Genomic DNA, 26,332 nt, shown 5'->3' with positions numbered 1-26,332 from the left:
CGCTGTTACCGTCCCCCGGTGTTCTCCCTCCTCGAACCCGCCCTGTTCACCCGCCTGCGCGACGCACGGCGGATCCTCGTCGCCGGGGCCGGCGGCGGCTTCGACGTCTACGCCGGGCTGCCGATCGCGCTGGCGCTGCGCGAGGCGGGCAAGGAGGTCCACCTCGCCAACCTCTCCTTCGCCGACCTGTACGGCCTGGACCTCGACGTGTGGCTGGACCACGACGTCGCCGCCGTACGTCCCTCGACGGCCGCCCGCGGCGACTACTTCCCGGAGCGGACCCTGGCCCGCTGGCTGGAGTCGCAGAACCTGCCCTCGACCGTGTACGCGCTGTCCCGCACGGGCGTCGCACCCCTGCGGGACGCGTACCGGGCGCTGATCGGCCACCTCGGCGGGGTCGACGCGATCGTGCTGGTGGACGGCGGCACCGACATCCTCATGCGCGGCGACGAGAGCGGACTCGGCACCCCGGAGGAGGACATGGCCAGCCTCGCCGCGGTGCGCGGGCTCACCGGCGTCCCGCAGCGGCTGGTGGCCTGCCTCGGCTTCGGCGTCGACGCGTACCACGGGGTGAACCACTCGCTGGTGCTGGAGAACCTGGCCGCCCTGGAGCGGGACGGGGCGTACCTCGGCGCGTTCTCGCTGCCGCGCGACAGCCGCGAGGGCCGGCTCTACCTCGACGCGGTCGCGCACGCCCAGGAGGCGACCCCGGAGCACCCGAGCATCGTGCACGGCTCGGTCGCGGCCGCGGTGCGCGGCGACTTCGGGAACGTGCGCTTCACGGAACGCACCAGGCACAGCGAACTGTTCGTCAACCCGCTGATGGCGATGTACTTCTGCGTGGACGCGGTGGGCCTGGCCGCCCGCAACCTCTACCTCGACCGGCTGGAACGGACCCAGCTCACCCGGCAGATCAGCTCCGTCGTCGAGGAGTTCCGCGACGAACTGCCGCGCCAGCGGCCGCCGCGGACCTTCCCGCACTGACCGCCGGCCCCGCCGGCCCCGCCCACGCCGCCGGTCGTCAGCCGCGCACGCCCGCCGCGAGGGTGTCCAGCGACATCCGCCAGAGCAGCGCGGCCGCGTCCGGGTCCAGCGCGTGGTCGGCGACACCGCCGGAGGTCCCGGGGATGTGGCGGTGGGCCTCGGCGCAGTCCTCGAAGTAGCGGCCCGCGACGCACTCCAGCCCGGGCGCGGTGGCGACCCACACGACCGTGGCGGCCCCCTGCTGCGGGGTCTTGAAGGTGTGGCCGCCGGACGCGGCCGCGGCGTCCAGGGCCTCGCGGGTGAGGTGCCGTGACAGGTTGGTGCCCAGGACCGCCCCCGGGTGGACGGCGTTGACGGTCACGCCGTCGGCGGCCCAGCGCCGGCCGGCCTCCACCGCGAACAGGACGTTGGCGGTCTTGGACTGGGCGTACGCGAGGCCCGCGTCGTACGGGCGGTCACGGAAGTGCACGTCCTCGAAGTGCACCGGGCTGCGCAGGTGGGCGACCGAACTGAGGGACACCACGCGGGCGCGGCCCGCGGCGGCGAGGGCCGCGTGCAGGCGGGTGGTGAGCGCGAAGTGCCCGAGGTGGTTGGTCGCGAACTGCAGCTCCCAGCCCTCGGGCGTGCGCGTCTCGGGGGTCATCATGACCCCGGCGTTGTTGACGAGGACGTGCAGGGGGCCGTGCCAGGCGGCGGTGAAGGCCGCCACGGAGCGCTGGTCCGCGAGGTCGAGCGGGGCGACCAGCACCCGCCCTCCTCCGGCCGCGATGTCCGCGGCGGCCCGCTCGCCGGCCGCGGTGTCCCGCACCGCGAGGGTCACCTCCGCGCCGGCACCGGCCAGCGCACGGGCGGTCTCCAGGCCGATGCCGGAAGCCGCACCGGTGACGACGGCGCGGCGGCCGGTGAGGTCGATGCCGTCGGCGACCTCGGCGGCGGTGGACTGTGCGGTGAACTCGCCGGAGCCGGTCATGGCGCTGCCTTCCTCTCGGCGGTGCGGGGACGCCACCCCTGCCGGCGGTGGTGCCACCCCTTCCAGACAACCACCGCCGGCCGTCCGCGGCGCCCCAGGGCCTGTCGTCGAATTGACTCCCCCAGCTACCGCTGGGAGGGACCCCCACCGCCCGGAGGGCGGGCCCCACGTTGTCTGGTGCGGTGCATCGCAAGGCGGAGAGTCGTCCTCGTAGTGGGCTCCTCGGACGATGGGAGGCGCCGTGCCTGGGGGCACCTCCCAGCGGAGCTGGGGGAGCGGCGTGGGGGCGGGAATTTGACGACAGGCCCCAGCGGCCTCAGCGCAGCGCGCTCTTCTCCTGCCACCGGTCCCAGCTCACGTTCCAGTCGCCGAAGCCGTTGTTCGGCGCGACCGTGCCCTTGGCCTCGGACCCCTTGATCTCGAAGGGGTCGCCGACCCGGACCTGGGAATACAGCCAGTCCGCGTCGGCGTCGCTCATCCCGACGCAGCCGTGGCTGCGGTTGGCCCGGCCGAAGAACGCCGCGTTCCAGGGCGCCGCGTGCGCGTACATCCCGGACCAGGTCAGCCGGATCGAGTCGTGGACCGTCTCGTCGTAGGCGTCGCCGAGGCCGACGGTCTCGGAGTTCATCCGGACCGTGCCCTCCTTCGCCAGCACCACCGCCGTGCCGCGCCACGAACCGGTGTCCGGGCCGGGGGTGCCGCCGGAGACCGGGAGCGTGCGCACCGTCCGGCCGTCGCGCTGCAGGGTGAGCCGCTTGCGGTCGAGGTCGACCTTGACGACCTGCCGTGCGCCGACGGTGAAGGAGGCCCGGTAGTCGCGGACGAACCAGCCGCCCCGGCCGGAGTCGGTGCCGTCCAGGCGGGCGTCCAGGGTGACCCGGGTGCCCGGCCGCCAGTACTCCCTGGGCCGCCAGTCGACCCGGTCCCGGCCGGAGTAGTCGGTCAGCCAGCCCCAGGAGCCCTCGGTGCCGTCGGAGGTGGTCACCTTCAGCTGCTTCTCGACGGCGGCCTTGTCGGTCACCGGATGGTCGAAGACGAGGGAGATCGGCTGGGCGACGCCGACCGTGGCGCCGTCGCCGGGCCGCCAGTCCACCTTGTTGACCTTTCCCGCGGCCGCCGTGCTGAAGCTGGACTCGCTCTTGCCGGTCGTGCCGCCCGGGGTGCGGGTCCCGGCCTCGACGGTGTAGGAGGCGCCGGGCACGACGTTGCGGTCCGAGGTCCAGGTGCGGCGGTCCGAGGACAGGGTGCCGCTCAGCCCCTTGCCGTGCGGCCCGGCGACGGTGACCGCCGTGAGGGTGCCGCCCTGCGCGGTGACCCGGACGGGCTCGCCGGCCCGTACCCGGCCGCCGTGCGGGGTGACGGTGACGGTCGCCGGCCGTTCCTTCTTCTGCTCCGTGCCGCCGGCCGCGTGCGTCACGGCCGGGGCGCTGCCCGAGCAGGCGGTGAGCACGGCGGACAGTGCGGCGGCGGCCGCCACGGCGGCGGTTCGCGGTCGGGGCCGGCGTATCGGGCCCACACGTTTCCGGGACAACGGAGACCTCCGGGAAGGACGGGGAGAGTGGCCGGGAAACGGCCGGACTTCGGGGACTCTAGGCCGCCGGAAGCCCTGTTGGAGCGCCCGCGAGCCGTATGACGGCAGCTGGGAAGAAACGGTCATGGTCCGGTCACATTCGCCGCTCGGAGCGGTCACGAAGGGCTGTGAGCCTTCCGGTGTTCCCACCGACCACACTCCAGGGAGGCGCAGTGTCGGCACTGCTCGTGACGGCGGGCTGCGGCCCCCGGCAGGCCTGGCTCGGACCGGTCAGCGCGGAGACGTACCGCTCGTTCCTGGCGTCCCGGACCGGCTCGGCGCTCGGTCCCGGCTTCCTCCAGTGCCCGTCGTGGGCGCTGGTGAAGCCGGGATGGCGGGCCCGGTTGCTCGGCTGGGGCCCAGGGGGCAGCGCGGGGCCCGGTGAACTGCGCGGGGTCGCGCTGGTGCTGCTGCGGCAGTTCCCCGGGACGCGGAAGTCCTTCGCCTACCTGCCCGAGGGGCCGGTCGCCGACTGGGCCGACCCGGACATCGACGCCTGGCTGACGCCTCTCCTGCGCCACCTGCGCGGTCTCGGCGCCTTCGCCGTACGCATCGGCCCCTCGCCCGTCCACCGCCGCTGGGACGCCGCGGCCCTGAAGGCCGCGACCGGGCTCGGCCGGCGCCTGCCGGACGTCCTGGCCTGCGAGGTCGACCCGCTCGGCACGGTCGTGGCCGAGCGGCTGCGGGCCCGCGGCTGGCGGCGCTGCGGCGGCGACGGCCCGGACGGCGGCGCGGACGCGGACGCCCAGCCACGCCACGTCTTCCGGGTCCCGCTGGCCGGCCGTTCCACCGACGACCTGTGGTCGGGGCTCAACCAGGAGTGGCGCCGCAACATACGGCGGGCGCGGAGGTCGGGCGTCGAGGTGACCGTGGGCGGCGCGGCCGACCTCCCCGAGTTCTTCCGGCTGCTGCGGATCACCGAGGAGCGCGACGGCTTCCGGCTGGGCCGCTCGCTGGAGTACTACCAGCGGCAGTACGCGGCCCTCAACGCCGAGCAGCCGGGCCGGATGAAGCTCTACCTGGCCCGCCATGAGGACGAGGTGCTCGCCGCCCACACCATGATCACGGTGGGCCGGCGGGTCTGGTACCAGACCGGCGCCTCGGCGGACCACCGCCGCGAGGTCCGCCCTTCCAACGCCCTGCAGTGGCGGATGCTCCGGGACGCCCACGAACTGGGCGCACTGGAGTACGACATGCGAGGGGTACCCTCCACTCTCGACCCGGAGGACCGGGCGTTCGGCCTCACGCGCTGGAAGCTCGGCACCGGCGGGCAGGTCGTCGAGACGCTGGGGGAATGGGAGACGGCCTTGGACGGCACCGCCAACCACACGCTCTACCGGGCCTTCCAGGTCTACATGGCGCGCCGGTGAGCGCGCCCTCTGCGGCCCGCCCGGCCGACGCGACGGCCGAAGCGACGGCCGAAGGAACGGCCGAAGAAACGGCCGCCGCGGCCGGGGCCCCCGGCACCGGCTCGGTGCTGCGCAGCGGCGCCCTCATGGCGGCGGGCTCGGTGGTCTCCCGCGCGACCGGCTTCGCACGGTCCGCGACCGTCGCCGCGGCGCTGGGCGTCGGCCTGACCGCCGACGGCTACTCGGTCGGCAACTCGGTGCCCACGATCGTCTACATGCTGCTGCTCGGCGGCGCCCTCAACGCGGTGTTCGTCCCCGAACTGGTCAGGGCGGCCAAGGAGCACGAGGACGGCGGCGCCGCCTACACCGATCGGCTGCTGACCGTGTGCACCGTCGCACTGCTGCTGATGACGACGGCGGCCGTCCTCGCGGCGCCCGCGATCGTGGCCGCGTACACCGGCTACACCGGGGCGCAGGCGGCGACGACGGTGGCCTTCGCGCGTTCCTGCCTGCCGCAGATCCTCTTCCTCGGCCTGTTCACGCTGCTCGGCCAAGTGCTCAACGCCCGCGGCAGGTTCGGCGCGATGATGTGGACACCCGTCCTCAACAACCTCGTCGTCATCGCCGTCTTCGGCCTCTACCTGGCCACGGCGGGCACCGGCGGCGGGCTGACCCCGGGCGAGACCGCGCTGCTCGGCTGGGGCACGACGGCCGGCATCGCGGTGCAGGCGCTGGCGCTGGTGCCGTCGCTGCGGGCGGCGCGCTTCCGCTGGCGGCCCCGGTTCGACTGGCGGGGCAGCGGGCTGGCGCGGCCGCTGCGCTCCGCCGGGTGGCTGGTGCTGCTGGTGCTCACCAACCAGGTCGCCTACTGGGTGGTGACCCGGCTCGCCACGTCCGCGGGCCGGCGCGCCGCGGCGCTCGGCACCGACGGCGGCGCCGGGTTCACCGCGTACAACAACGCCTACCTGCTGTGGGCCGTGCCGCACGGCATCGTGACGGTGTCGCTGGTCACCGCCCTGCTGCCGCGGATGAGCGCGGCGGCGGCCGACGGCGACCCCGCGCGGGTGCGCCGCGACGTCGCGTACGCGCTGCGCAGCAGCTCCGCGCTGGTGGTGCCCGCCGCGTGCGCCCTGCTGGCGCTCGCCGGGCCGGCGATGGCGCTGGTCTTCGAGCACGGCAGGACCGACGCCGCCGATGTCGCGGTCATGGCGAACGCGCTGGTGGCCTTCGCCCCCGGCCTCGTCGCCTTCTCCGGGCAGTACGTGCTGTCGCGCACCTTCTACGCGCTCGGTGACACCCGTACCCCCTTCCTCCTCAACCTGGTGATCTCCGGGCTCAACGCGGGCCTGTCCGTCACCGCCTACCTGCTGCTGCCCGCACGCTGGGCGGTCACCGGCATGGCGGCGGCGTACTCGGTGGCGCTCTTCGCGGGATGGGCGCTCACCGCGCGCGTGCTGGACCGCAGGCTGGCGGCGCCGGACGGCGGCCCACGGCCGTGGCGGTCGCCGACCGCGGGCGCGCTGGCCCGGCTGCTGCTCACCGCGGTGCCCGCCACCGCGCTGGGCCGGCTGACGGCGGACCGCGCCGCGCCGCTCGGGCCGCTCGCCGCCGCGGTGGCCGGGGCGGCCGTCGTGGTGCTGGTCTTCGCCGCCGCTGCCCGCCCCCTGCGGCTGACCGAGGTCGAGGCCGCCCGGCGGGCCGTGCTCGGCAAACTGCGGCGCGGTGCAGGATGAGTTGCGATACTCCGCTCATGCCACGCGTACTGCTGATCGAAGACGACCCTTCCGTGCGCGAAGGTGTCGAACTGGGTCTGCGCCGCCGCGGTCACGAGGTACGGACGGCCGCGACCGGCGAGGCCGGGCTCACCGCACTGGGCGAGTTCCAGCCCGATCTGCTGCTGCTGGACCTCATGCTGCCCGGCATGAACGGCGTCCAGGTCTGCCGCCAGGTGCGCGAGACGAGCCAGCTGCCGATCATCATGCTCACCGCCCGCGGCGACGACTTCGACGTCGTCGTCGGGCTGGAGGCCGGGGCCGACGACTACATCGTCAAACCCGCCCGCACCGAGGTGATCGAGGCCCGCATCCGGGCCGTGCTGCGCCGCATCGAGGAGCCCGGGGGCCGGCCGGCCGTCGAGTTCCACGGCGACCTCGCCGTCGACCGCGCCGGGCTCGGCGTCGCCAAGTCCGGGCAGCGGCTGGCCCTCGCGCCCTCCGAGCTGAAGCTGCTGCTCTTCCTCTCCGCCGCGCCCGAACAGGTCTTCAGCCGGCAGCAGTTGCTGGAGCACGTGTGGGAGCACAGCTACCACGCGGACGCCCGGCTGGTCGACGCGTGCGTCCGGCGGCTGCGCAACAAGATCGAGGACGTGCCCGGCAGTCCCCGCTACATACAGACGCTGCGCGGCTTCGGCTACCGCTTCGGGCCGCTGTGAGCCGCCGGTGATCCGCTGGAGGGCCCGGATCGGGCTGCGCACCCGGCTCGTGCTGGCGTTCCTGCTCGTCGCGGCCGTCAGCGCGGGCACCACCGCCGCGCTCACGTACCGCGAGGCCCGCAACGCCCTCCTCGAACAGGTCCAGGACACCGCCGTCGCCTCCTTCCGCGAGCAGGCGGGCACCGTCGGCACCACGCTCCCGATGGACCGGCCGGCCCTCCAGGAGGTGCTGCGCGACATCGCCCGCAAGGGCAAGCCGCGCACCTGGGTGGTGTTCGCCGAGTACGGCTCGCTGCGGGTCTCCTCCGGCACCAGCCCCGTCTCCACCGTCATCACGCCCGAGCTGCGCCGCGCCGCGCTGGCCAATCCCCGGGGCGTCTTCCAGCGCGTCGTCAAGGACGGCAGCCCCTGGCTGACCATGGCCGTGCCGACCGTCTTCAAGACCGGGCTGTCCGCCCGGCCCACCGGGCTGGTGCTCTACGCCGTGATGCCGCTGGGCACGGAGGAGGACGACATCCGGGCACTGCTCACCGCCGCCCGCGACGGGGCCCTGCCCGCGCTGGCCGTCGCCCTCGTCCCGGCCCTGCTCGCCGCCCGCAGCGTGCTCCGCCCGGTCCGCGACCTGCGCACGGCGGCACAGCGCATGGGCCGCGGGGAACTCGACACCCGCATCCCCGTCAAGGGCAGCGACGAAATCGCCGACCTCGCGCACACCTTCAACGAGTCCGCGCTGCAACTGGAGAGATCGGTGACGGAGTTGCGCCGCGCCGAGGCACGGGCCCGCCGTTTCGCCTCCGACGTCTCGCACGAACTGCGCACCCCGCTGGCCGGGATGCTCGCGGTCACCGAGGTGCTCGACGAGGACGCCGCGCGGCTCGCCCCGGACACCGCGGCCGCCGTCCGGCTGATCAGCGCCGAGTCCGGCAAGCTCGCCGTCCTGGTCGACGACCTGATCGAGATCTCCCGCTTCGACGCGAAGGCCGCCGAGCTCAACGCCGACGAGGTCGACGTCGCCGAGACCGTCCGCAGGACCCTGGCGAACCGGCACTGGACGGACCCCGCCCAGGTCGCCACCGAACTGCCCCCGGGCATCCGGGCCCGGCTCGACCCCCGGCGCTTCGACGTCGTGGTCGCCAACCTCGTCGGGAACGCGCTGCGCCACGGCGGCGTCCCCGTCCTGGTACGGCTGCACACCGAGCCGTCCGACGGCGGGCCCGCCCGGTTCGCCCTCGAGGTCACCGACAGCGGCCCCGGCATCGCCCCGGACGTCCTGCCGCACATCTTCGACCGCTTCTACAAGGCCGACGCGGCCCGCACCCGCTCCGCGGGCAGCGGCCTGGGCCTGGCGATCGCCCTGGAGAACGTCCGGCTGCACGGCGGCACGGTCCGCGCCGCCAACGGCCCGCACGGCGGCGCCGTCCTCACCGTGCGGATGCCGCTGGGCACCGCCCGTCCGGCCGGGGAGGCGGCGCCGTGAGACGCCGGTCCGTCCCGGCCCTCGTCTGCGCCGCGGCGGCCCTGCTGGCCGGCTGCGGGGTCCCCGGCTCCGGGGTCGTCGAGGCGGGCGGCCCGGCCACCGTCGACGCTTTCCCCGGGACGGCGAACCGGCTGACGCTCTTCTTCCTCTCCCCCGAGGGCCGGCTCACCCCCGTCCTGCGCGGGACCCGCGACGACGCGCAGGAGCCGCCTGTGCCCACCGCCAAGGTCGTCACCGTGCTGCTGGACGGGCCGGAGCCCCAGGAACGGGCGGCAGGACTCCACAGCGGACTGCCGGCCGCCACCGGGCCGGTGGACGTCGCGTCGTCCGGCGACACCGTCCGCGTCACGCTGCCGTTCCCGGTGCGGTCGCTGAAGGAGGACGCCGTGCGCCAGCTGGTCTGCACCGCCGCCTACGCCGAGCGCCGCGAGGACTCCGGCACGATCGTCCTCGCCGGCAGCGACGGCGCCCTCCCGGCCGCCCGCTGCGGCGGCTCCCTGCCCCGCGCGTCCTCGGGCTGACACCTCGAGCGGCGCCGACCTGCGGGCACGCGCCAGGAGCGGTAGAAACGGAGGAGGGCCCAGGCAGCCGCGTCCTGGAGGGGGCCGGAAGAGGACGGCGGGCGAGAACGGCGACGGATGGCGATGCGAGATTCCAGCCTCGACGACGACTTCGACGGCGGCCTCCCTCCCCGGCCCGATCCGACCGTTCCGGCCACGGCCGTCATCGACGCCCACGGCGTGGTCACGGGCTGGAGCAGCGAGGCCGAGCGGCTGCTGGGGTACGGACACGACGAGGTCGTGGGGCAGCCCGCCAGCCGGCTGCTCGGTTCGGACGCCGCTCGCTCCACCGAGTGGTTCCTCGCGATGCCCTTCGGCTGGGGCGGCAGGTCGGTGCTGCGCCGCAGGGACGGGCGCCACGTGGACGTGTCCGTGCGGGTCTACCCGTCGCTGGACGGCTACGGCCGGCCGCAGCGGCTCATCGTCGTCTCCCCCGTGGACCGGCGGCACTGGGGAGCGGTGGACAGCGTGGTCGAGGAGGCCTTCGACCAGTCCACCCTGCCCATGGCGATCTTCGACAACGAGCTGCGGACCCTGCGCACCAGCAGGGGCATGCAGCGCGAGGCCGGACGCACCGAGGAGCAGATGCGGGGCAGACGCCCCTCGGAGTTCCTGGCCGGCAGTGCGGGGGAGGCCGTCGAGGAGGGCGTCCGGTACGTCCTGGCCAGCGGTGAGTCCCACGACCTGCACCTGCGCATCCGCTCACGGGCGGCACCGGTGCCGCGCACCTGGACGATCACGCTCTCCCCGCTCACCGATCGGCTGCGGAGCACCCCCCGGGTCCAGCTCACCGCCGTCGACACCACCGAGCAGTACCTGGCACGGGAGCGGCTCGCCCTGCTCAACGAGGTCAGCACCCGCATCGGCAGCACGCTGGACGTGGGCCGCACCGCCCAGGAGATGGCCGACGTCGTGGTGGGCAACCTCGCCGACTTCGCCACCGTCGACCTGCTCGACCCGCTGTTCCGCGGGGTGGAACCCAGGCCCGGGGACCGCGGGGTCGCCCTGCGCCGCGCCGCCCAGCAGTCCGTCCTTCCCGGCCTGCCCGAGTCGGTGACCGCGACCGGGGACCTGGACCACTACCCGGAGGACTCCCCGCCCACCCGCTCCCTCGTCACCGGCCGCGCCTCGCTGCACGGCACCGTGGACCGCGCCATCGACGGCTGGGCCGCGGGCGACCCGGGACGGGCCGCGATGCTGCGCCTGCACGGCATCCACTCGGTGATGGTCATCCCGCTGCGGGCCCGCGGCATCACGCTGGGCGTCGCCGTGCTCGCCCGGCACCGCAGACCCGACCCCTTCGACGAGGACGACCTGCAGGTCGCCGAGGAGATCGGCGCCCGGGCCGCCGTCGCCGTCGACAACGCCCGCCGCTACACCCGCGAACGGGCCACCGCCCTGGCCCTCCAGCGCAGCCTGCTGCCGCAGCGGCTCGGCCGGCAGGAGGCGGTGGAGGTCGCCTCGCGCTACCTGCCCGCGGGCAGCGGCGCCGGCGTGGGCGGCGACTGGTTCGACGTGATCCCGCTGTCCGGGGCACGGGTCGCGCTGGTCTCGGGCGACGTGGTCGGCCACGGGCTGCGCGCCTCCGCCACCATGGGACGGCTGCGGACGGCCGTGCGCACCCTCGCCGACGTCGACCTGCCGCCCGACGAACTGCTCGTCCACCTCGACGACCTCGTCGTCCACCTCGCTGGGGAGGAGGACACCGGGACCGACGGCGAGAACGTCGTCACCGACCTCGTCGCCACCTGCCTGTACCTGGTCTACGACCCGGTCTCCCGGCTGTGCACCGCCGCCAGCGCGGGCCACCCCCCACCGGTGCTGACCTCGCCGGACGGCGTCGCGCAGTTCCTCGACCTGCCGCCCGGACCACCGCTCGGACTGGGCGGGCTCCCCTTCGAGACCATCGAGTGCGAACTCGACCCGGACAGCCTCCTGGTGCTCTACACCAACGGCCTGATCGCCACCGACGACCGGGACGTCGACACCGGCATGGCGGTGCTGCGCCGGGCGCTCACCCGGCCCGACCGCTCCCTGGAGTCCGTCTGCGAGAACCTGGTGGCCCTCGTCCCCGACCCCCCGGACGACGACGTCGCCCTGGTCGTGGCCCGTACCAAGGTGCTGGACGCGTCCCAGGTCGTCGACTGGGACGTACCGGCCGAGCCCGCGGCGGTGGCCGGGATCCGCGCCGAGGTCACCCGCCGGCTGGCGGAGTGGGGGATGGAGGACATGACGTACACCGTCGAGCTGGTGGTCAGCGAACTCGTCACCAACGCCATCCGGTACGGAACCCCGCCCATCGGGCTGCGCGTCATCCACAACTCCACCCTCATCGTCGAGGTCTCCGACGGCAGCGGCACCGCGCCCCACCTGCGCCGGGCCCGGGTCTTCGACGAGGGCGGCCGCGGACTGCTGCTGGTGGCGCAGGTCACCGAACGCTGGGGCACCCGTCACACCCAGGAGGGCAAGACGATCTGGGCGGAGGTCGTCCTGGCCGGGGGCTGAGGGCGGACGGCGCCCGGGGACGACCGGCCCCCGGGGACGGCGGACGAGGAAGGGAATGGTGCACATGTGCCGGTGGCTCGCCTACTCGGGCACGCCCATGCTGCTCGACAACATCCTCTACAAACCGCGGCACTCCCTGATCGACCAGAGCCTGCACTCCCGGATGGGGGTCGAGACCACCAACGGGGACGGATTCGGCATCGGCTGGTACGCCGCGGACCTGGACACCCCGGCGATCATCCGGGACATCGGACCCGCCTGGAACAACCGCAACCTGCGGGAGATCTCGCGCCACGTCACCTCGCCGCTGTTCTTCGCGCACGTACGGGCCTCGACGGGCACCGCGATCCAGCAGACCAACTGCCACCCCTTCCGGCACGGCCGCTGGCTGTGGATGCACAATGGCGCGATCACCGACTTCCACCGGCTGCGCCGCGACCTCTCGCTCGCCGTCGACCCCGCGCTGTTCTCCTCCATCGAGGGCTCGACGGACTCCGAGGTGATGTTCTTCCTCGCGCTCACCTTCGGCCTCGACCAGGACGTGCCGGCCGCCGTGGCGCGGATGGCCGGGCTGGTGGAACGCACCGGCCACGAGCACGGGGTCGAGTTCCCGGTCCAGATGACGGTGGCGGTCACCGACGGGGAGAGCCTGTGGGCCTTCCGCTACTCCAGCGAGCACACCTCGCGGTCGCTGTTCTACAGCAGCAGGGTGGACTCGCTGCGCGAACTCCACCCGGACCTGTGGTTCCTGCAGGGCGTGTCGGAGGAGACCCGGCTCGTGGTGTCCGAGCCCCTGGGCGACCTGCCGGACGCCTGGCACGAGGTCCCCGAGAGCACCTTCGGGGTGGTGCGGCCCGGGCAGGACGAGCTGCTGCCGTTCGAGCCCGCGGCACCCGACGGGCTCGCGGCGTGACGCGGGTCACGGGAACCCGCGGGGAACGGACGGACAGCAGACAGAAGTGACCACTGATGTACGAACCCGGGTACGGGACGGGGACCCCGCCGCCTTCGCGGAGCTGTTCGACGCGTACGCCCGTACCGTCTACAACCACGCCTTCCGGCTGACCGCCGACTGGTCGGTCGCCGAGGACGTCATGTCGGCCACCTTCCTCGAGGCCTGGCGGCTGCGGGACCGCGTCGACCCCGAAGGGGGCTCGCTGCGGCCGTGGCTGCTGGGCGTCGCCACCAACATCGCGCGCAACCACAGCCGCGGCAACCGCCGTTACCGGGCCGCGGTCGCCGCCGGTGCCCAGGCCGGGACCGCCGCGCTCGAAGTGCCGGACCACGCCGACCTCGTGGCCGGCCGGGTCGACGACCGGCGCCGCCTGGCGGCCGTGCTCACCGCCCTCGCCCGGCTGCGCCGCCCCGAGCGCGAGGTGCTGACGCTGTGCCTGTGGGAGGGCCTGGAGTACGCCGAGGCCGCCGAGGCCCTCGGCGTCCCGGTCGGCACCGTGCGCTCCCGGCTGTCCCGGGCCCGTACGAGACTGCGCAAACTCGCCGACGCGGAGACGGAACCCGAAGGCCGCCGCCGACAGACAGAAGGGGACCGCGCGAACGCGGTCCGGCCCGCACAGGAAGGAATCCGATGAACGCCCATCCCTCGGAATGGGAGGAGACCGCCCGTCTCCTGCCGCGCGTGGAGCGGGACCTGCCGGCGGACCGTCACCAGTTGCACAAGGAGCGCCTGATGACCCGGATCCACGAGGACCTCGCCGCGAGCCCCGGCCCGCACACCGCCTCCGCCGCCTCCGTCGCCCGCCCGGCCGTGCGCCGCAACCCCTTCCTGCGTCGCATGGTCCTCGTCCCGGTGACCGCGGGCGTGCTGGCCGGGGCGCTGGCGACGGGCCTGTTCCTGTTCGGCGGCGCGGAGGGCACCGGCCCGGGCGGCGGCTCCGGCACTTCCGCCGCCGGCCCCGTCCTGACCACCCGCCTCGGCACCGCGGACCCCGAGGGCGCCGTCCGCCTGCTGGACACCGTCTCGCTGGCCGCCGCCAAGTCGCCCGCCGCGCCGGTGGGCGACGGCCAGTACATCTACATCGAGTCGAAGTCGGCCGGCGCCGCCGTGCGGCACGTGCACGGCACGACCAGCCTGGCCGGCATCCCGCTGCACCGGCGCCAGGCCTGGGAGTCCCGCGACGGCAGGGACGGCTGGCTGATCGAACCCGGCACCACCGGCCCGGAGGGCAGGACACTGGCGGGCACCGACGAGTACGGCAACGTGCCCGGGCCGACCCTGAACGCGCCGAGCTACGACTACCTCACCACCCTGCCCACCGACCCCGACGTGCTCCTGGCCAAGATCTACAAGGAGACGAAGGGCATGGGCAACGACCCCGACCACCAGGCCTTCACCACCATCGGCGACCTGCTGGGCGAGAGCTACCCGCCGGCCGGGCTGACCACCGCGCTCTACAGGGCGGCCGCCAGGATCCCCGGCGTGGTCGCCGTGGACGACGCCGTGGACGCCGCCGGGCGGCACGGGGTCGCGGTGGCACGGCTGGAGGAGGCCACCGGAGAGCGCACCGAGTGGATCTTCGACCGGAAGACCCACGTCTTCCTCGGCGAGCGCACCGTCCAGGCCGAGCGGGACCCCTACGGAGTCACGCCGCGCGGCACGGTCGTCTTCACCAACGCGGTGCTGACCCGCGCCGTCGTCGACGGCGTCAAGCAGCTGCCCGGCGCCGCGGGCTGAGACCGGGTCAGTGGGGCGGGGGCGGCGGGAGCGTCGCCACGTCCGGCGCGGCCGCGGGCCACACCAGGAGGACCGGGCAGGGCGCGTGGTCCACGACGAAGCGCGCCGCCGGACCCAGGCTCCGCGGCCCGAGCCGCGCGAGGTCGCCGTCGCGGGCCATCACCAGCAGATCGGTCCCGGCCGCGGCGGCGACCACCTCCCGCTCCACCCGCCCCGACCGCTCCTCCCGGCGGCACGGGCGGCCCAGCCGCCGGGCGGCGGCGTCCAGCAGCCGTCCCGCGGAGTCCGCACCGAGGCCCTCCAGACGGGTGCCCGGATCGTGCTCCGGGTGCCCGCGGCCCAGCAGCCCGGCGTAGGCGGCGTGCGCGAGACCGGGGACGTCGGGGCCGCTGACGTGCAGCAGGACGACGTCGGCGGCCTCCGGCGCGTGGACGCGGACGGCGTCGACGCAGGCGGGCCAGGTTCCTTCGGCGATCCAGGCGGTCACGATCACGGACATCAGCCTCCGAGGACGTGCAGCGAACCCCACAGTGCCACCACCGCGAGGCCCAGCGCCGCGGGCACGGTGAGCAGGCCGAGGACGGTGAACTCCTTCAGGTCCACGTCGTGTTCGTGCTGATGCACGATACGCCGCCACAGCAGGGTCGCCAGGGAGCCCGCGTAGGTCAGGTTGGGGCCGATGTTCACCCCGAGCAGGACGGCGAGGACCGCGCCGGGCCCGGCGGGCGCGGTCAGCGGCAGCAGGACCAGCACGGCGGGCAGGTTGTTGATCAGGTTGGCCAGGACGGCGGCCAGCGCCGCGACGCCCAGCAGGGCGGCCAGGCCGGTGCCCCCGGGCACGATCCGGCCCAGCGCGTCGGCGAGCCCGTTGTCGACGACCGCCCGGACCACCACGCCCAGCGCCAGCACGAACGCCAGGAACGGCACCCCCGCGGCCACCGCCACGGCCCGCACCGTCATCCGCCGCCGCGCCACCGCCCGTACGGCCAGCACCAGCGCCCCCGCCGCGGCCGCCCACGCGGGATCGATGCCGAGCGCCGGGGTCAGGACGAAGCCCGCCAGCGTGCAGACCACCGTGACCAGCGCGAACACCGGCAGCGGCGGCGTCGCGGCGCCGTCCGGGACGGGGACGGCAGCCGCCAGGTCGCCGCGGAACCAGCGGCGGAAGACGACGTACTCCACGGCGACGGCCACCAGCCACGGCAGCACCATCAGCCCGGCGAAGCGGGTGAAGCTCAGCCCGCTGGCCGCGAACGCCAGCAGGTTCGTCAGGTTCGAGACCGGCAGCAGCAGTGAGGCGGTGTTGGACAGGTGCGTACAGGCGTAGACGTGCGGCTTCGGCCGCACCCCCAGGCGCGCGGCGGTCGCGAACACCACCGGGGTGAGCAGCACCACCGTCGCGTCGAGGCTCAGCACCGCCGTCACCACCGACGCCAGCACGAACACCGCCCCGAGCAGGCGCCTCGGCCGCCCCGCGGCCACCCGGGCCATCCACGCCCCGCCGGCCCGGAACAGCCCCTCCTCGTCGCAGAGCTTCGCCAGCACCAGCACCGCCGCCAGGAACCCGATCACCGGCCCCAGCCGCGCCGCTTCCTCCCGCGCGTGCTCCAGCGGGATCGCCCCGCTCCCCACGGCCACCGCCGCGGCCGGCACGGCGACCACCGCCTCCGGCAGCCCGAACGGCCGGATCACGGCCCCGGCGAGCACGAGGAGCAGCAGCGCGACGGACAGCGCCTCCGCGATCGTGGTGTTCAGGGTTCCGTTCCTCCCGGGTGGGGCCGCGATGGCCCCTCATGGAACCACGCCCCACCCGGGACGACGCTCACCCCTCCTCTTGCGTCCCGCCCGTGATCTCGGCCAGCGCCGCGGCGACGTGGCGTTCGGTGGTGGCCTTGTCCAGGCCGAGGGAGGTCAGCGGGCCGTCGCCCGCCTCCAGTTCGAGGAGGGCGAGGAGGAGATGCTCGGTGCCGATGTAGTTGTGGCCCAGGCGCAGGGCCTCGCGGAAGGTGAGTTCGAGGACCTTGCGGGAGGCGAGGTCGTACGGGACGAGTTCGGGGACCTCGTCCACGGCCGCGGGGAGGGCCGCGGTGAGGGCGGTGCGGGCGGCGTCGGGGGTGACGCCCTGGGCCGCCATGGCGAGGGCGGCGAGCGCCTGGGGCTCGCTGAGCAGCCCGAGGGCGAGGTGCTCCGGGCGGACCTCGGGGTTGGCGGCGGTCTTGGCCTCGGTGTGGGCGGCCATGACGACCTTGCGGGCGCGCGGGGTGAAGCGCGAGAAGCCCTGCGAGGGGTCGAGGTCGGGGAAGCCGCCGGGGTCCTTGGGGACGAAGCGCTTCTGGGCGGCCTGCTTGGTCACGCCCATGCTCCTGCCGATGTCGGTCCAGGAGGCGCCGGACCGCCGGGCCTGGTCGACGAAGTGTCCGATGAGGTGGTCGGCGACCTCGTCCAGGTGCTCGGCGGCGATGACGGCGTCCGAGAGCTGGTCGAGGGCGTCGGGGTGGGCCTTCTTGATGGCTTCGATCAGGTCGTCGAGCCGGATCTGCTGCGTCATGCGTCAACGATAGGTTGACGACCCCCCAACGTCAACCGAAAGTTGACGATGGGGGGAACGGCGTCAGCCCACCGTCAGGACGAGCTTGCCCGCCGTGCGCCCGGTCTCCAGCGAGGCGTGGGCCTTGGCGGCGTCGGACAGGGGGAAGGTGTCGGCGACCGTGACGCGCAGGGCGCCCTCCCCGATCAGGCGGGCGACCGCGCCCATGCCGGCGTGGTCGGCCTCGACGAGCATGCCGGTGGCGCGCACCCCCCGGCGCTCGGCCTCGGCCCGCAGTTCCGGCACGCCGATCGGCAGGAGGGTCACGAGCAGCCCACCCTCGCGCAGGGTGCCGAGGGAGCGGACGGACTCGGGGCCGCCGAGGGGGTCGAGGACGACGTCCACGTCGCGGACGGCCTCGGTGTAGTCGGTCGTGCGGTAGTCGACCAGTTCGTCGGCGCCGAGGCCGCGCAGGAAGTCGTGCTTGGCGGCGCTCGCGGTGCCGATGACGTACGCGCCGAGGGACTTGGCGATCTGGACCGCGACGTGGCCGACGCCGCCCGCGGCCGCGTGGACGAGCACCCGCTGCCCGGGGCGGACCGCGGCGATGTCGGCCAGTGCCTGCCAGGCGGTGAGCGCCACCAGCGGGACCGCGGCGGCCTCCTCGTGACTCAGGGCGGACGGCTTCCGCACGAAGGCACGGGCGGGCCCGGTGACGTACTCGGCGTGGGAGCCGGCGCCGTACGGGTAGGGGAGCATGCCGAAGACCTCGTCGCCGGGCTGGAAGAGGGCCACTCCCAGCCCGGTCTCCTCCACGACGCCGGAGACGTCCCAGCCGAGGACGAACGGCGGGGCGCCGAGGAAGAGCCCGGACTGCCGGTGCTTGGTGTCGGTCGGGTTGAGGCCGGCGGCGTGCACGCGGACGAGCACCTGCCCGATGCCTGCGGTGGGGCGCGGCAGCTCCGCCTCCCGCAGGACCTCGGGGCCGCCGAGGACGTCCTGGGTGATCGCGCGCATGGTGCGAGGGGTCGTGTCGTTCATGCGCTCCAGCCTGCCGACCGGTGGCGCACGGGAAAATGGCCTGATTGCCATCATCCGATAAGATCGTGCCATGCATCGTGTGGTCGTCCTCGCCCTCGACGGCGTCTATCCCTTCGAGCTGGGCATCCCCAACCGCGTCTTCGGCTCGGCCGGGGACCGCTACGAGGTGGTGACCTGCACGGTCGACGGGCGCCCCGTGCGCACGGACTCCGACTTCTCGGTCGCCGTCGAGCACGGCCCCGAGGTGCTGGCCACCGCGGACACCGTCGTGATCCCGCCGTACGAGATGAGGCGGATCACCGAGGAGCTCCCCGCCCCGGTCGCCGCCGCGCTCGGCATGATCCGGCCGGGCACGCGCATCGTGTCCATCTGCACCGCGGCCTTCACGCTCGCCGCCGCGGGGCTCCTCGACGGCCGCCCCGCCACCACCCACTGGGCGCTCGCCGACCACTTCCGGCGGATGTTCCCCGGTGTGGCGCTCGACGCGGACGTGCTCTTCGTCGACGACGGCGACATCCTCACCTCGGCCGGGGCCGCTTCCGGCGTGGACGTCTGCCTCCACCTGGTGCGTGCCGACCACGGCAGCGCCGTGGCCAACTTCGTCGCCCGCGTCTGTGTCGTACCGCCCTGGCGGGAGGGCGGCCAGGCGCAGTACATCGAGCAGCCCGTGCCCGCGCCGACCGACGCCGGCACGGCGGCGACGCGGCAGTGGGCGCTGGAGCACCTCGACCTGCCGCTCACCCTGAACGACCTCGCGGACCACGCGCGGATGAGCCTGCGGACCTTCGCCCGGCGCTTCCGGGACGAGGTCGGGACGAGCCCGGGGAAGTGGCTCATCCAGCAGCGGGTCGCCCGGGCCCGCCAACTGCTGGAGTCCAGCGACCTCCCCGTTGACCGCATCGCCGGCGAGGTGGGCTTCGCCACCGCGACCTCGCTGCGGCAGCACCTCCACGCCGCGATCGGTGTCTCCCCGCTGGCCTACCGGCGCACCTTCCGGGCCGCCGCCGCCCGTTGACGCACCCGACCCCGGGGAGGCCCCGATGGCAGTCGAGCTGATCTACGAGACGCACGCCACGAGCACCGACAACGAGGCGGGCATCGCCACCGGCCGGCTGCCCGGACGGCTGTCGGAGCGGGGCCGCCGGCAGGCGAGGGAACTCGGCGAACGCCGCCGCGGCCAGGACATCGCGGCGGTGTACACCTCCGACCTGCGCCGTGCCGTGGAGACCGCGGCCCTCGCCTTCCCCGACGGGCGGCCGCCGGTCCACCGGGACCCCCGGCTGCGCGAGTGCGACTACGGCGCGCTGAACGGACGGCCGGCCGACCTCGTCGCGGCGCAGCGCGCGCGGCGCGTCGACGAGCCGTTCCCCGGCGGCGGCCAGAGCTACCGGCAGGTGCTCGCCGCCACCGACGCGCTCCTGCACGACCTGGCCCGGCGGTGGGACGGCCGGCGCGTCCTGCTGATCGCCCACTCCGCCAACCGCTGGGCCCTGGCCTGCCTGCTGGGCGGGGTCCCCCTGGCGGAGTCCGTCCGGGCCCCCTTCGTCTGGCAGCCGGGCTGGACGTACACCCTGCCCGGCGACTGGCCGGCCCCGGACGGGAGCCCGGCCGAAGGCTAGGGCGCGGTGAAGAGGGCGGGGAAGCGGGGGGCGAGCCAGGGGCGGCGGCCCCAGGCCGCGATCTTCCCGCGGGCCATGGCGGCGGTGGCTCCCCGGCGGCCGAGCGCGATCAGGAAGAACGTGACCGGCTCGGTGGTGATGGTGCAGTCCGGGCGGCGCGGCGGCTCGTCCGTGACCTCGGCGGCGCCGTCCGTGAAGGTCACGGCGAAGCGGGTGATCCCCGGGACGCGCAGCGCGTAGCAGGCGGAGAAGCCGGCCGCCGCCCGCGGGTCGACGACCCGGGGCATCGCCGCCCTGAGGAAGGGCATGCACCGGGCGACCCGCTCGCGGTCGACCATGTGCGGCCGGCGCAGGGCGACCGCGATGTCGTAGCCGTGGCCGAGCATGTGGGTGAGCAGGTACGAGCCGAGCGTGGCCAGGTCCATGGGGCCGAGCGGGGTGACCACCGGCAGGCCGGCCGCGCGGGTCGCGGCCGCGTCGGTGAACGCCCGGGCGTGCCGCACGATGCCGTCGGCCAGGACCGTGCCGTCGCGTTCGGGGAAGGCGGCGAGGGACGCGTCGTTCGCCGCGGCGAGGCTGCCGGGGGTGCCGTCGCCGTACGGCCGCTCGCGGCCCTCGGCCAGCGCGGCCATGAGTTCGCCCGCGAGCACCAGGTGCGCCGCGGCCTCGCCGACCGTCCACTCGGCGCCGGGTATCGGCACCGAGGTGTCCGGGCACGCGCGGAGCAGGGCGGCTATGTCCTCGGCGGCGGCGTGCAGGGCCTCGGCCTCGGCCGCGCGGTCAGGGGCGACGGTCATGGTCGGACAGCGTGGACCAGCACCGTTCCCCTGTCCAGGCCCGGGGAGGGAAAGTCTTGCCCGAAAGCGCGACCGGAAAGGCCGCGGAATGCCGGGAACGCGAAAAGGGGGAAGCCCCCGGGCAGCCGTGGCTGCCGGGGGCGTCCCCAGGGAATGCGCTGCGCGCGATCAGTACGCCGAGTTGACGTTGTCGATCGTGCCGTAGACGTGCGCCGCGTAGTTGCAGGCGGCGGTGATGTTCGCGACCGGGTCGTAGATGTTCCACGAGGTACCGGGGACGTGGTAGGCCTTGAAGGTCGGGTCGATCACCTGCATCAGACCCTTGGAGGGAATTCCCTTGGCCGCGTTCGAGTCCCAGCCGTTGATGGCGTTCGGGTTGCCGGAGGACTCACGCATCAGGTTCTTGTAGATGCCGTTGTAAGTGCCCGGAATGCCGTTGGCGCGCATCACCTGCAGGGACTCGTTGATCCACGTGTTGACGGAGCCCGACTGCGCCGTGGGGGCGGCGGAGGCGGTGGGGGCCATGGCCACGCCACCGGCGACGACGGCGACGCTGGCGGCAGCGCAGCCGAGGGAGATCTTCTTGGCCTTGGCGACGCGGTTGAGCTTCGACATAGCGGAGATCTGCATTCGAGTAATTCCTCTTCCGTGGGGTACGCCATGAATTGTTGGCCGACTTAAATCCCGGGGTCAATGCACCCCTGTTACTAACGGGATTAGTTGTGGGACCAGGGACGAAAGTCCCGCCGCTCAGGCGCGGGAAGGGGATTCCGGGGCGCGGTCTACTAAGGGACCGTGAAAGTGGCGCACGTCATATCGGCCACGTCACACGCAGACCCGGATAAATCGCCCATTGAGTGACGCAGGCCATGTGGCCTGCGTCACTTTGTCAGGGCGTTGATTTACTCGGAGAAACGGCGGATTCACGCACCGCGAGGATTTCCGGCCCCGGCTACGCCGTGCGGGCCGAGGCGATCACGACCGTCGCGTACAGCTCCTCCGACACGGCCACCCGCGCCTCCAGCCCGGCCCGGACGACCGCGGCGACGGCGGCCGGCGCCTGCTCCTCACCGGTCTCGAAGAGGAGCCGGCCGCCCGGCGCGAGCCACGCGGGCGCGGCGGCGGCGACCCTGCGGAGGACGTCGAGGCCGTCGGCGCCGCCGTCGAGGGCGACGCGGGGCTCGTGGTCACGGGCCTCGGGGGGAAGGAGGGCGACGGCACCGCTGGGGACGTACGGCACGTTCGCGACCAGCACGTCCACACGGCCGCGCAGCCCCTCGGGCAGGGGGTCGAAGAGGTCGCCCTCGTGGACGTGGACGTCGCCGTCCGCCGCCGCGAGATTGCGGCGGGCGCAGGCGACCGCCGACGGGTCGATGTCGGCCGCGTGCAGCACCGGACGGTCGAGCGTGGCGGCCAGGAAGGCGCCCACCGCGCCGGAGCCGCAGCACAGGTCGACGACGACGGCACCGGGCCGGCCCAGGGCGTGCCCGAGCGCGGCCGCCTCGCGGGCGAGGAACTCCGTACGGCGGCGCGGGACGAAGACCCCGGGGCCGACGGTGATCCGCAGACCGCAGAACTCGGCCCAGCCCAGGACGTGTTCGAGCGGGAGGCCGGCCACCCGGCGCTCCACCATGGCGGCGAGCTCACCGGGGGTGCGGGCGGTCGAGACGAGGAGCCGGGCCTCGTCCTCGGCGAACACGCAGCCGGCCGCCCGGAGCACGGACACGACCGGCGCGACGGACAGGGCGGAGGGGACGGAAGGAGAGGAGCCGGCGAAAGAGGCGCCGGCGGAGGCCGGACCCGGGGAGGAAGGGCCGGGCGAAGAGGGCCCGGAGGAAGGGGGTCCGGAAGGTGCGGGCGAAGCGGGGGACATGGGGGCCTTTCGGGGCGCCGCGGGGCGCTCTCGACGGCCTAGGTCGTCCGGACCGCAGGGCCGCCGGGGGAGAGCACCCAACCTGACATGGCGGTAATGGGTCTCACCTCCTCGGTACGTCCGCTGCTGGGGACGGCAACGTTACCCGAGCCCCCGGCACCGCGCCCACCACCCCCAGGACGGCGACGGCGGCGCGCGGATCGTCGGCGTGGAAACGAAGGACGCGGGCCTCCGCGGGCGCCCCGAGGGGACGCAGGAAGGTGACGGGCTCGCTCAGTTCGACGGTCACCGTGGTCTGGCCGCCGACGACCAGGTCGACGGTGCCGTCCCCGGCGAGCGTGACGAGCCGTCCGTCGGGGAAGCGCCGGTCGACGCGGGCCGCGGCGATCCGCCCGGCGGGCACGCGGATGTCGACGAGGGCGCCGTACCGCAGCCGCAGCGAGCCGTCCGCGCCGACGACGTGCGGGCGCACCACGCAGGCCGCGTGCATGGCCAGTACGAAGAAGCAGCCCCAGATGTCGAGGACGAGCGTGACGGCGTGCACCGCGGGCCAGGGGATGACCAGCGCCAGCACCACCGTCTCGACGACGGAGACGAACAGGAAGCCGTACATCGTCGCCGTCTGCGCCCCGGTGTACGGGACGGCGACGCCACCCTCGCCCACCCCGTGCGGCCGACGCGCGATCCACCGGACCAGGCCGACCGACAGGGCGAGTTCGTGGCGCATCAACCTCCGCGCGGGTGCCGGGACGGTGTCCCGCAGGGCGGTCCACGCGGCGGCGCGCCCGGTCAGGCCCCGCCGCCGGGCGTCCCGGTGCGCCCGCACCACCCGCGGCAGCCGCCACAGCAGCACGGCGGTCATGCACAGCTCCACACCCCAGAGCACCGGCTCCGGCACCGGCACGCCGGTCACCAGGCACGCGACGAGCACCGCCTCGGCCACCACCAGGGCGCCCAGCGCCCACGCCCCCCGGCGGCTCACCGGGCACGCTCCTGCATGAGCGTGATGGCCTGCCGTACGGCCTCGGCCTGGGCGGGGGCGTGGTCGTCGAAGAAGGCCGCCATGAAGCCGCCCTCGGCACCGCCCGCCGTCGCGAGGTCCCCGGCGGAGACGTCGATCGAGGCGGCGATCTCGTCCGGTACGGAGTCGGCGATCGCCCGGGCCACCTCGGCGACCCGCGGGTCGTCCACGGCCGCCCCGGCCAGTTCGTCCATCCGCGCGTACACCTCGTAGGCACGGCGCATCGCTCCGGGGTCCGAGGCCATGGAGCGCAGCAGGCCGGTCAGCCAGCCCCGGGCCTCGGGGGTGCCCGCCGTGTCCAGCAGCGCGAGCAGTTCGCGCTCCCGCGCGGCCATCGCGGGCTCGGGTCCCGGCAGCTCCGCGGAGGTCCGGGCCATCTCGGCGAAGAGCGCCGCCAGTTCCGGGGAGACGGGCGCCTCGGCCGGCAGTCCGCCGCCGGCCTCGGCCTGCGCGAGGAGTTCGGCCAGGCGGGCCCGGCGCGAGCGGATGGCCTCCTCCTGCCGGGCGAGGTCCGCGTCGAGCTCAGCCAGCACCTCGTGGAGTTCCTTGCCCGCGTCCTCGGCGAGCACGTCCCTGACCTCGTCCAGGCCGAGGCCGATCTCCGTCAGGCGCCGGATGCGGGTGAGTTCGACGGCGTCGCGCAGACCGTAGTCGCGGTAGCCGTTGACCCGGCGCGCGGGCTCGGGCAGCAGCCCGATGCGGTGGTAGTGCCGCACGGTGCGGGTGGTGACCCCGGCGAGGGCGGCGAGTTCTCCGATGCGCATGAGCCCAGTAGAGACCTTGACGCTGCGACAAGGTCAAGGAGCGGACCGGACGGGCATACAAAGAGAACCCAGGGACTCCTCACCGCGGACCGGCTTCGCGGTCGACGGCACCGCCCTGACCACGGGCTCACCCCCGCCTCCCCGCGGGACGGTCCCGGCCGCCGGGAGGCGGCGGGACCCTTTTGCGCGTGTGACACGTCAAAGCGGAAAGGAGGCCATCCATGCGTCATACGACAGCAGCGGCCGTCGCGGCGACCGCACTCCTGCTGACCGGCTGCGGCACGCAGTCGGGCGGCCCCGCGGACGGCAGCCCCAGCGGCTCCCCGAGCGGCACCGGCCGCCCCGGGACCGGGACCGGCAGGGACTGCGCGGCCGAGGCCGCGCTCACCGCCCGGGACACCGGCCGCACCGTCTGCGTCACCGCAGGCGGCACGGTCCGCGTCACCCTCGACGGCACGCCCGACCGCCCGTGGTCCCGCGTCACCAGCGAGGGCAGTGGCCTCACCCCGGTCAACCCGGGCATCGGCGCCCCCCACGGCGACACCATCGCCGCCTACCGCGCCACCGCCCCCGGCACGGCACGGCTCGCCGCCACCCAGCCGCTGTGCGCCTCACCCACCGCCCCGGACCAGGTGGCCTGCCTCGGACTGCGGGAGTGGACGGTCACCGTGCGGGTCGCGAACGGCTGAACACGACCTCCCCGCGGAAAGGTTGTACGGCACCGGGCATCGAATCGCGCACGGTATCCCCACCGCCGGGCAAAGCGGCGGTCACGGATCGGCGCGGGCCGTCAATGCGGTGGCCCGTTGTCACACGCATGACGTAGCGTTCCCCCTTGCCGCCGACGTAGGTGCGCCGGACCCACCACGGACGTCCGCGCCCCGCGGCGTACCCATGTCTTGCCGGAATACGTCCGGCCACCCACGCCTGCCTGGGGGGAACCAGCTTGCGCACCCGCCACCTCGCGGGCGGGACGGCTCTGTCCGTCCTGCTCGCCACCGCATCCCTGCTCGGGGTCACGGCAACGCCGGCCGCGGCCGACAGCGCCGCCGTACTGCCGGCGAACTCCTTCGACGACATGGTCGTGGACGGCGTCCACCAGCGTGTCTTCATCAGCAGCAGCACCGGCAGCAAGATCGTCGTGACCGACTACGACGGCACGGTGGTCGGCGAGATCGGCTCGGAGCCGGGCGCCGCCGGGCTCGTGCTGTCGCCGGACTCCACCACGCTCTACGTAGCCGTCCCGAACGCCGACGCGATCTCCGCCATCGACACCGCGACGCTCCGCGAGACCGCCCGCTACCCCATCGGGGCCGGCAGCGCGCCGCGGTACCTGGCCATGAACAAGGACACCGTCTGGTTCGGGTACGGGGCCGCCACCCAGGGCAACATCGGCTCGCTGGACCTCGACCCGGAAACGCCGGCCGAGGACCCGTCCGGCACCCCGGAGTCCACGGGCACCGTCACCACGGACGGCGCCGTCGTCACTCTCGGCCAGGGCGGCGCGCACTCCTGGTACTCCGCCCCGATGGTCGCCTCGTCCGCCGGGAACCCGGATGTGCTCGCGGCCGGAGCACCGGGCCAGAGCCCGACCGAGCTCCAGGTCTACGACGTGTCCTCGGGGCACGCCGAGTCCAAGGCGTACCGCTGGAACCCCAACGACTCCGGGAACCTGCAGGACCTCACCGTCACCCCGGACGGGGAGCAGATCCTCGCCGCGAGCGGCGCCCCCTACTTCCACCAGGTCTACCGGACGTCCGACCTGTCCGACGACGGCCGCTACAGCACCAAGGCGTACCCGAACGCGGTGGCCGTGGCCCCCGACGGCACGGTCGCGGCGGGCATCCACGGGTGGTACGACCCGGACGTCTACATCTTCAAGCCGGACGTGGACCAGCAGGTCCGCACCTACGACTTCCCGAACACCGGTCACAGCAGCGGTGCCGACACCCTGGCCCCGAGCGGCCTGGCCTGGGCACCGGACGGCAGCCGCCTGTTCGCGGTGTCGGCGAACGACGCCGACGTGCTCTCGCTGCGGGTCCTTCAGGACCCGGCGAAGGCCGCGACCACGCTCACGGTCAGCGCCCCGGCCACGGCCGTGCCGGGCGCCGAGGTCACGGTCACCGGCACCCTCGGCTCGACCGAGCCCTTC

24 protein-coding genes and 1 pseudogene are annotated in these 26,332 nt (G+C 74.4%); 14 read left to right on the top strand and 11 right to left on the bottom strand.

The annotated features are described in order from the left end of the window. Window positions 1-18 precede the first annotated feature (18 nt). On the top strand, window positions 19-984 hold the full coding sequence (locus ACFW3D_RS10410; RefSeq protein WP_500503498.1) for a DUF1152 domain-containing protein: 966 nt from the start codon (window positions 19-21) through the stop codon (window positions 982-984). A 37-nt stretch (window positions 985-1,021) separates the two neighbouring features. Here the strand turns inward: ACFW3D_RS10410 and ACFW3D_RS10405 are convergent, their stop codons facing one another. Further along, window positions 1,022-1,954, bottom strand: a complete 933-nt coding sequence (locus tag ACFW3D_RS10405) for an SDR family NAD(P)-dependent oxidoreductase (protein ID WP_500503496.1) — start codon at window positions 1,952-1,954, stop codon at window positions 1,022-1,024. 316 nt (window positions 1,955-2,270) lie between these two features. Continuing rightward, window positions 2,271-3,485: a L,D-transpeptidase gene (locus ACFW3D_RS10400; protein WP_500503494.1), complete on the bottom strand. Its 1,215-nt coding sequence runs from the start codon at window positions 3,483-3,485 to the stop codon at window positions 2,271-2,273. A 212-nt stretch (window positions 3,486-3,697) separates the two neighbouring features. Here ACFW3D_RS10400 and ACFW3D_RS10395 point away from each other — a divergent pair, with 212 nt between their 5' ends. The 9 genes from ACFW3D_RS10395 to ACFW3D_RS10355 all read left to right on the top strand — a co-directional run bounded on the left by ACFW3D_RS10395 (window position 3,698) and on the right by ACFW3D_RS10355 (window position 14,538). Next, the gene (locus ACFW3D_RS10395; RefSeq protein WP_500503491.1) at window positions 3,698-4,894 is read left to right on the top strand and encodes a lipid II:glycine glycyltransferase FemX; all 1,197 of its coding nucleotides are present in this window, start codon (window positions 3,698-3,700) and stop codon (window positions 4,892-4,894) included. Then, window positions 4,891-6,606, top strand: coding sequence for a murein biosynthesis integral membrane protein MurJ (murJ, locus tag ACFW3D_RS10390; RefSeq protein ID WP_500503489.1), 1,716 nt, complete (start codon window positions 4,891-4,893; stop codon window positions 6,604-6,606). The genes ACFW3D_RS10395 and murJ overlap by 4 nt, the downstream gene beginning before the upstream one ends. A gap of 17 nt (window positions 6,607-6,623) precedes the next feature. Then, window positions 6,624-7,304: a response regulator gene (locus ACFW3D_RS10385; RefSeq protein WP_375816525.1), complete on the top strand. Its 681-nt coding sequence runs from the start codon at window positions 6,624-6,626 to the stop codon at window positions 7,302-7,304. Window positions 7,305-7,311: 7 nt separating this feature from the next. Beyond that, window positions 7,312-8,781 (top strand): ATP-binding protein, encoded by a 1,470-nt coding sequence (locus tag ACFW3D_RS10380; protein WP_500503487.1) that lies wholly within the window; start codon window positions 7,312-7,314, stop codon window positions 8,779-8,781. Next, the gene (locus tag ACFW3D_RS10375; RefSeq protein ID WP_500503485.1) at window positions 8,778-9,302 is read left to right on the top strand and encodes a GerMN domain-containing protein; all 525 of its coding nucleotides are present in this window, start codon (window positions 8,778-8,780) and stop codon (window positions 9,300-9,302) included. Before ACFW3D_RS10380 ends, ACFW3D_RS10375 begins: the two co-directional genes overlap by 4 nt. A gap of 117 nt (window positions 9,303-9,419) precedes the next feature. Further along, window positions 9,420-11,846, top strand: a complete 2,427-nt coding sequence (locus ACFW3D_RS10370; RefSeq protein WP_500503483.1) for a SpoIIE family protein phosphatase — start codon at window positions 9,420-9,422, stop codon at window positions 11,844-11,846. Window positions 11,847-11,910: 64 nt separating this feature from the next. Then, entirely contained in the window at window positions 11,911-12,759 is an 849-nt protein-coding gene (locus ACFW3D_RS10365) for a class II glutamine amidotransferase (RefSeq protein ID WP_500503481.1), read from the top strand. Between the two features lie 46 nt (window positions 12,760-12,805). Then, complete coding sequence (locus ACFW3D_RS10360; protein ID WP_500503479.1) at window positions 12,806-13,435, top strand: RNA polymerase sigma factor; 630 nt, start codon at window positions 12,806-12,808, stop codon at window positions 13,433-13,435. Next, window positions 13,432-14,538 carry a CU044_5270 family protein gene (locus tag ACFW3D_RS10355; protein ID WP_500503478.1) on the top strand — a complete coding sequence of 369 codons (1,107 nt, stop codon included), beginning with the start codon at window positions 13,432-13,434 and terminating at the stop codon, window positions 14,536-14,538. Before ACFW3D_RS10360 ends, ACFW3D_RS10355 begins: the two co-directional genes overlap by 4 nt. A 7-nt stretch (window positions 14,539-14,545) precedes the next feature. On the opposite strand, the gene ACFW3D_RS10350 is transcribed toward ACFW3D_RS10355, so the two are convergent. The 4 genes from ACFW3D_RS10350 to ACFW3D_RS10335 form a co-directional block, all read right to left on the bottom strand. Next, a complete protein-coding gene (locus tag ACFW3D_RS10350; RefSeq protein WP_500503527.1) occupies window positions 14,546-15,031 on the bottom strand; it encodes a universal stress protein in 486 nt (161 codons plus the stop codon). Window positions 15,032-15,036: 5 nt separating this feature from the next. Beyond that, window positions 15,037-16,293 (bottom strand): SLC13 family permease, encoded by a 1,257-nt coding sequence (locus tag ACFW3D_RS10345; RefSeq protein ID WP_500503525.1) that lies wholly within the window; start codon window positions 16,291-16,293, stop codon window positions 15,037-15,039. A gap of 67 nt (window positions 16,294-16,360) precedes the next feature. After that, complete coding sequence (locus tag ACFW3D_RS10340) at window positions 16,361-17,086, bottom strand: Clp protease N-terminal domain-containing protein (protein WP_500503476.1); 726 nt, start codon at window positions 17,084-17,086, stop codon at window positions 16,361-16,363. A gap of 63 nt (window positions 17,087-17,149) precedes the next feature. Next, a complete protein-coding gene (locus tag ACFW3D_RS10335; RefSeq protein ID WP_500503474.1) occupies window positions 17,150-18,106 on the bottom strand; it encodes an NADP-dependent oxidoreductase in 957 nt (318 codons plus the stop codon). A gap of 70 nt (window positions 18,107-18,176) precedes the next feature. Between ACFW3D_RS10335 and ACFW3D_RS10330 the strand changes: the two genes are divergently transcribed. Continuing rightward, window positions 18,177-19,121 carry a GlxA family transcriptional regulator gene (locus ACFW3D_RS10330; protein ID WP_500503472.1) on the top strand — a complete coding sequence of 315 codons (945 nt, stop codon included), beginning with the start codon at window positions 18,177-18,179 and terminating at the stop codon, window positions 19,119-19,121. Window positions 19,122-19,146: 25 nt separating this feature from the next. After that, window positions 19,147-19,725, top strand: a complete 579-nt coding sequence (locus ACFW3D_RS10325) for a histidine phosphatase family protein (protein ID WP_500503470.1) — start codon at window positions 19,147-19,149, stop codon at window positions 19,723-19,725. Here ACFW3D_RS10325 and ACFW3D_RS10320 read toward each other — a convergent pair. The 5 genes from ACFW3D_RS10320 to ACFW3D_RS10300 form a co-directional block, all read right to left on the bottom strand. Then, on the bottom strand, window positions 19,722-20,522 hold the full coding sequence (locus ACFW3D_RS10320; RefSeq protein WP_500503468.1) for a maleylpyruvate isomerase family mycothiol-dependent enzyme: 801 nt from the start codon (window positions 20,520-20,522) through the stop codon (window positions 19,722-19,724). The genes ACFW3D_RS10325 and ACFW3D_RS10320 overlap by 4 nt on opposite strands. A 168-nt stretch (window positions 20,523-20,690) precedes the next feature. Further along, the gene (locus ACFW3D_RS10315) at window positions 20,691-21,152 is read right to left on the bottom strand and encodes a transglycosylase SLT domain-containing protein (protein ID WP_500503466.1); all 462 of its coding nucleotides are present in this window, start codon (window positions 21,150-21,152) and stop codon (window positions 20,691-20,693) included. 322 nt (window positions 21,153-21,474) lie between these two features. Further along, entirely contained in the window at window positions 21,475-22,395 is a 921-nt protein-coding gene (locus tag ACFW3D_RS10310; RefSeq protein WP_500503465.1) for a putative protein N(5)-glutamine methyltransferase, read from the bottom strand. A gap of 103 nt (window positions 22,396-22,498) precedes the next feature. Beyond that, complete coding sequence (locus tag ACFW3D_RS10305) at window positions 22,499-23,377, bottom strand: hypothetical protein (RefSeq protein WP_500503463.1); 879 nt, start codon at window positions 23,375-23,377, stop codon at window positions 22,499-22,501. Further along, window positions 23,374-24,180: a MerR family transcriptional regulator gene (locus ACFW3D_RS10300; protein ID WP_500503462.1), complete on the bottom strand. Its 807-nt coding sequence runs from the start codon at window positions 24,178-24,180 to the stop codon at window positions 23,374-23,376. The genes ACFW3D_RS10305 and ACFW3D_RS10300 overlap by 4 nt, the downstream gene beginning before the upstream one ends. Window positions 24,181-24,401: 221 nt before the next feature. Between ACFW3D_RS10300 and ACFW3D_RS10295 the strand changes: the two genes are divergently transcribed. Together ACFW3D_RS10295 and ACFW3D_RS10290 are read left to right on the top strand one after the other, a co-directional pair. After that, the gene (locus ACFW3D_RS10295) at window positions 24,402-24,869 is read left to right on the top strand and encodes a hypothetical protein (RefSeq protein ID WP_500503460.1); all 468 of its coding nucleotides are present in this window, start codon (window positions 24,402-24,404) and stop codon (window positions 24,867-24,869) included. 257 nt (window positions 24,870-25,126) lie between these two features. After that, a pseudogene (locus ACFW3D_RS10290) lies at window positions 25,127-26,332 on the top strand (Ig-like domain repeat protein); the annotation flags it as partial.

The sequence above is a fragment of the Streptomyces sp. NPDC058864 genome, assembly GCF_042742985.1.
In the GTDB taxonomy this organism is placed as follows: Bacteria; Actinomycetota; Actinomycetes; order Streptomycetales; family Streptomycetaceae; genus Actinacidiphila.
This window is presented reverse-complemented; position numbering and strand designations above follow the sequence as displayed.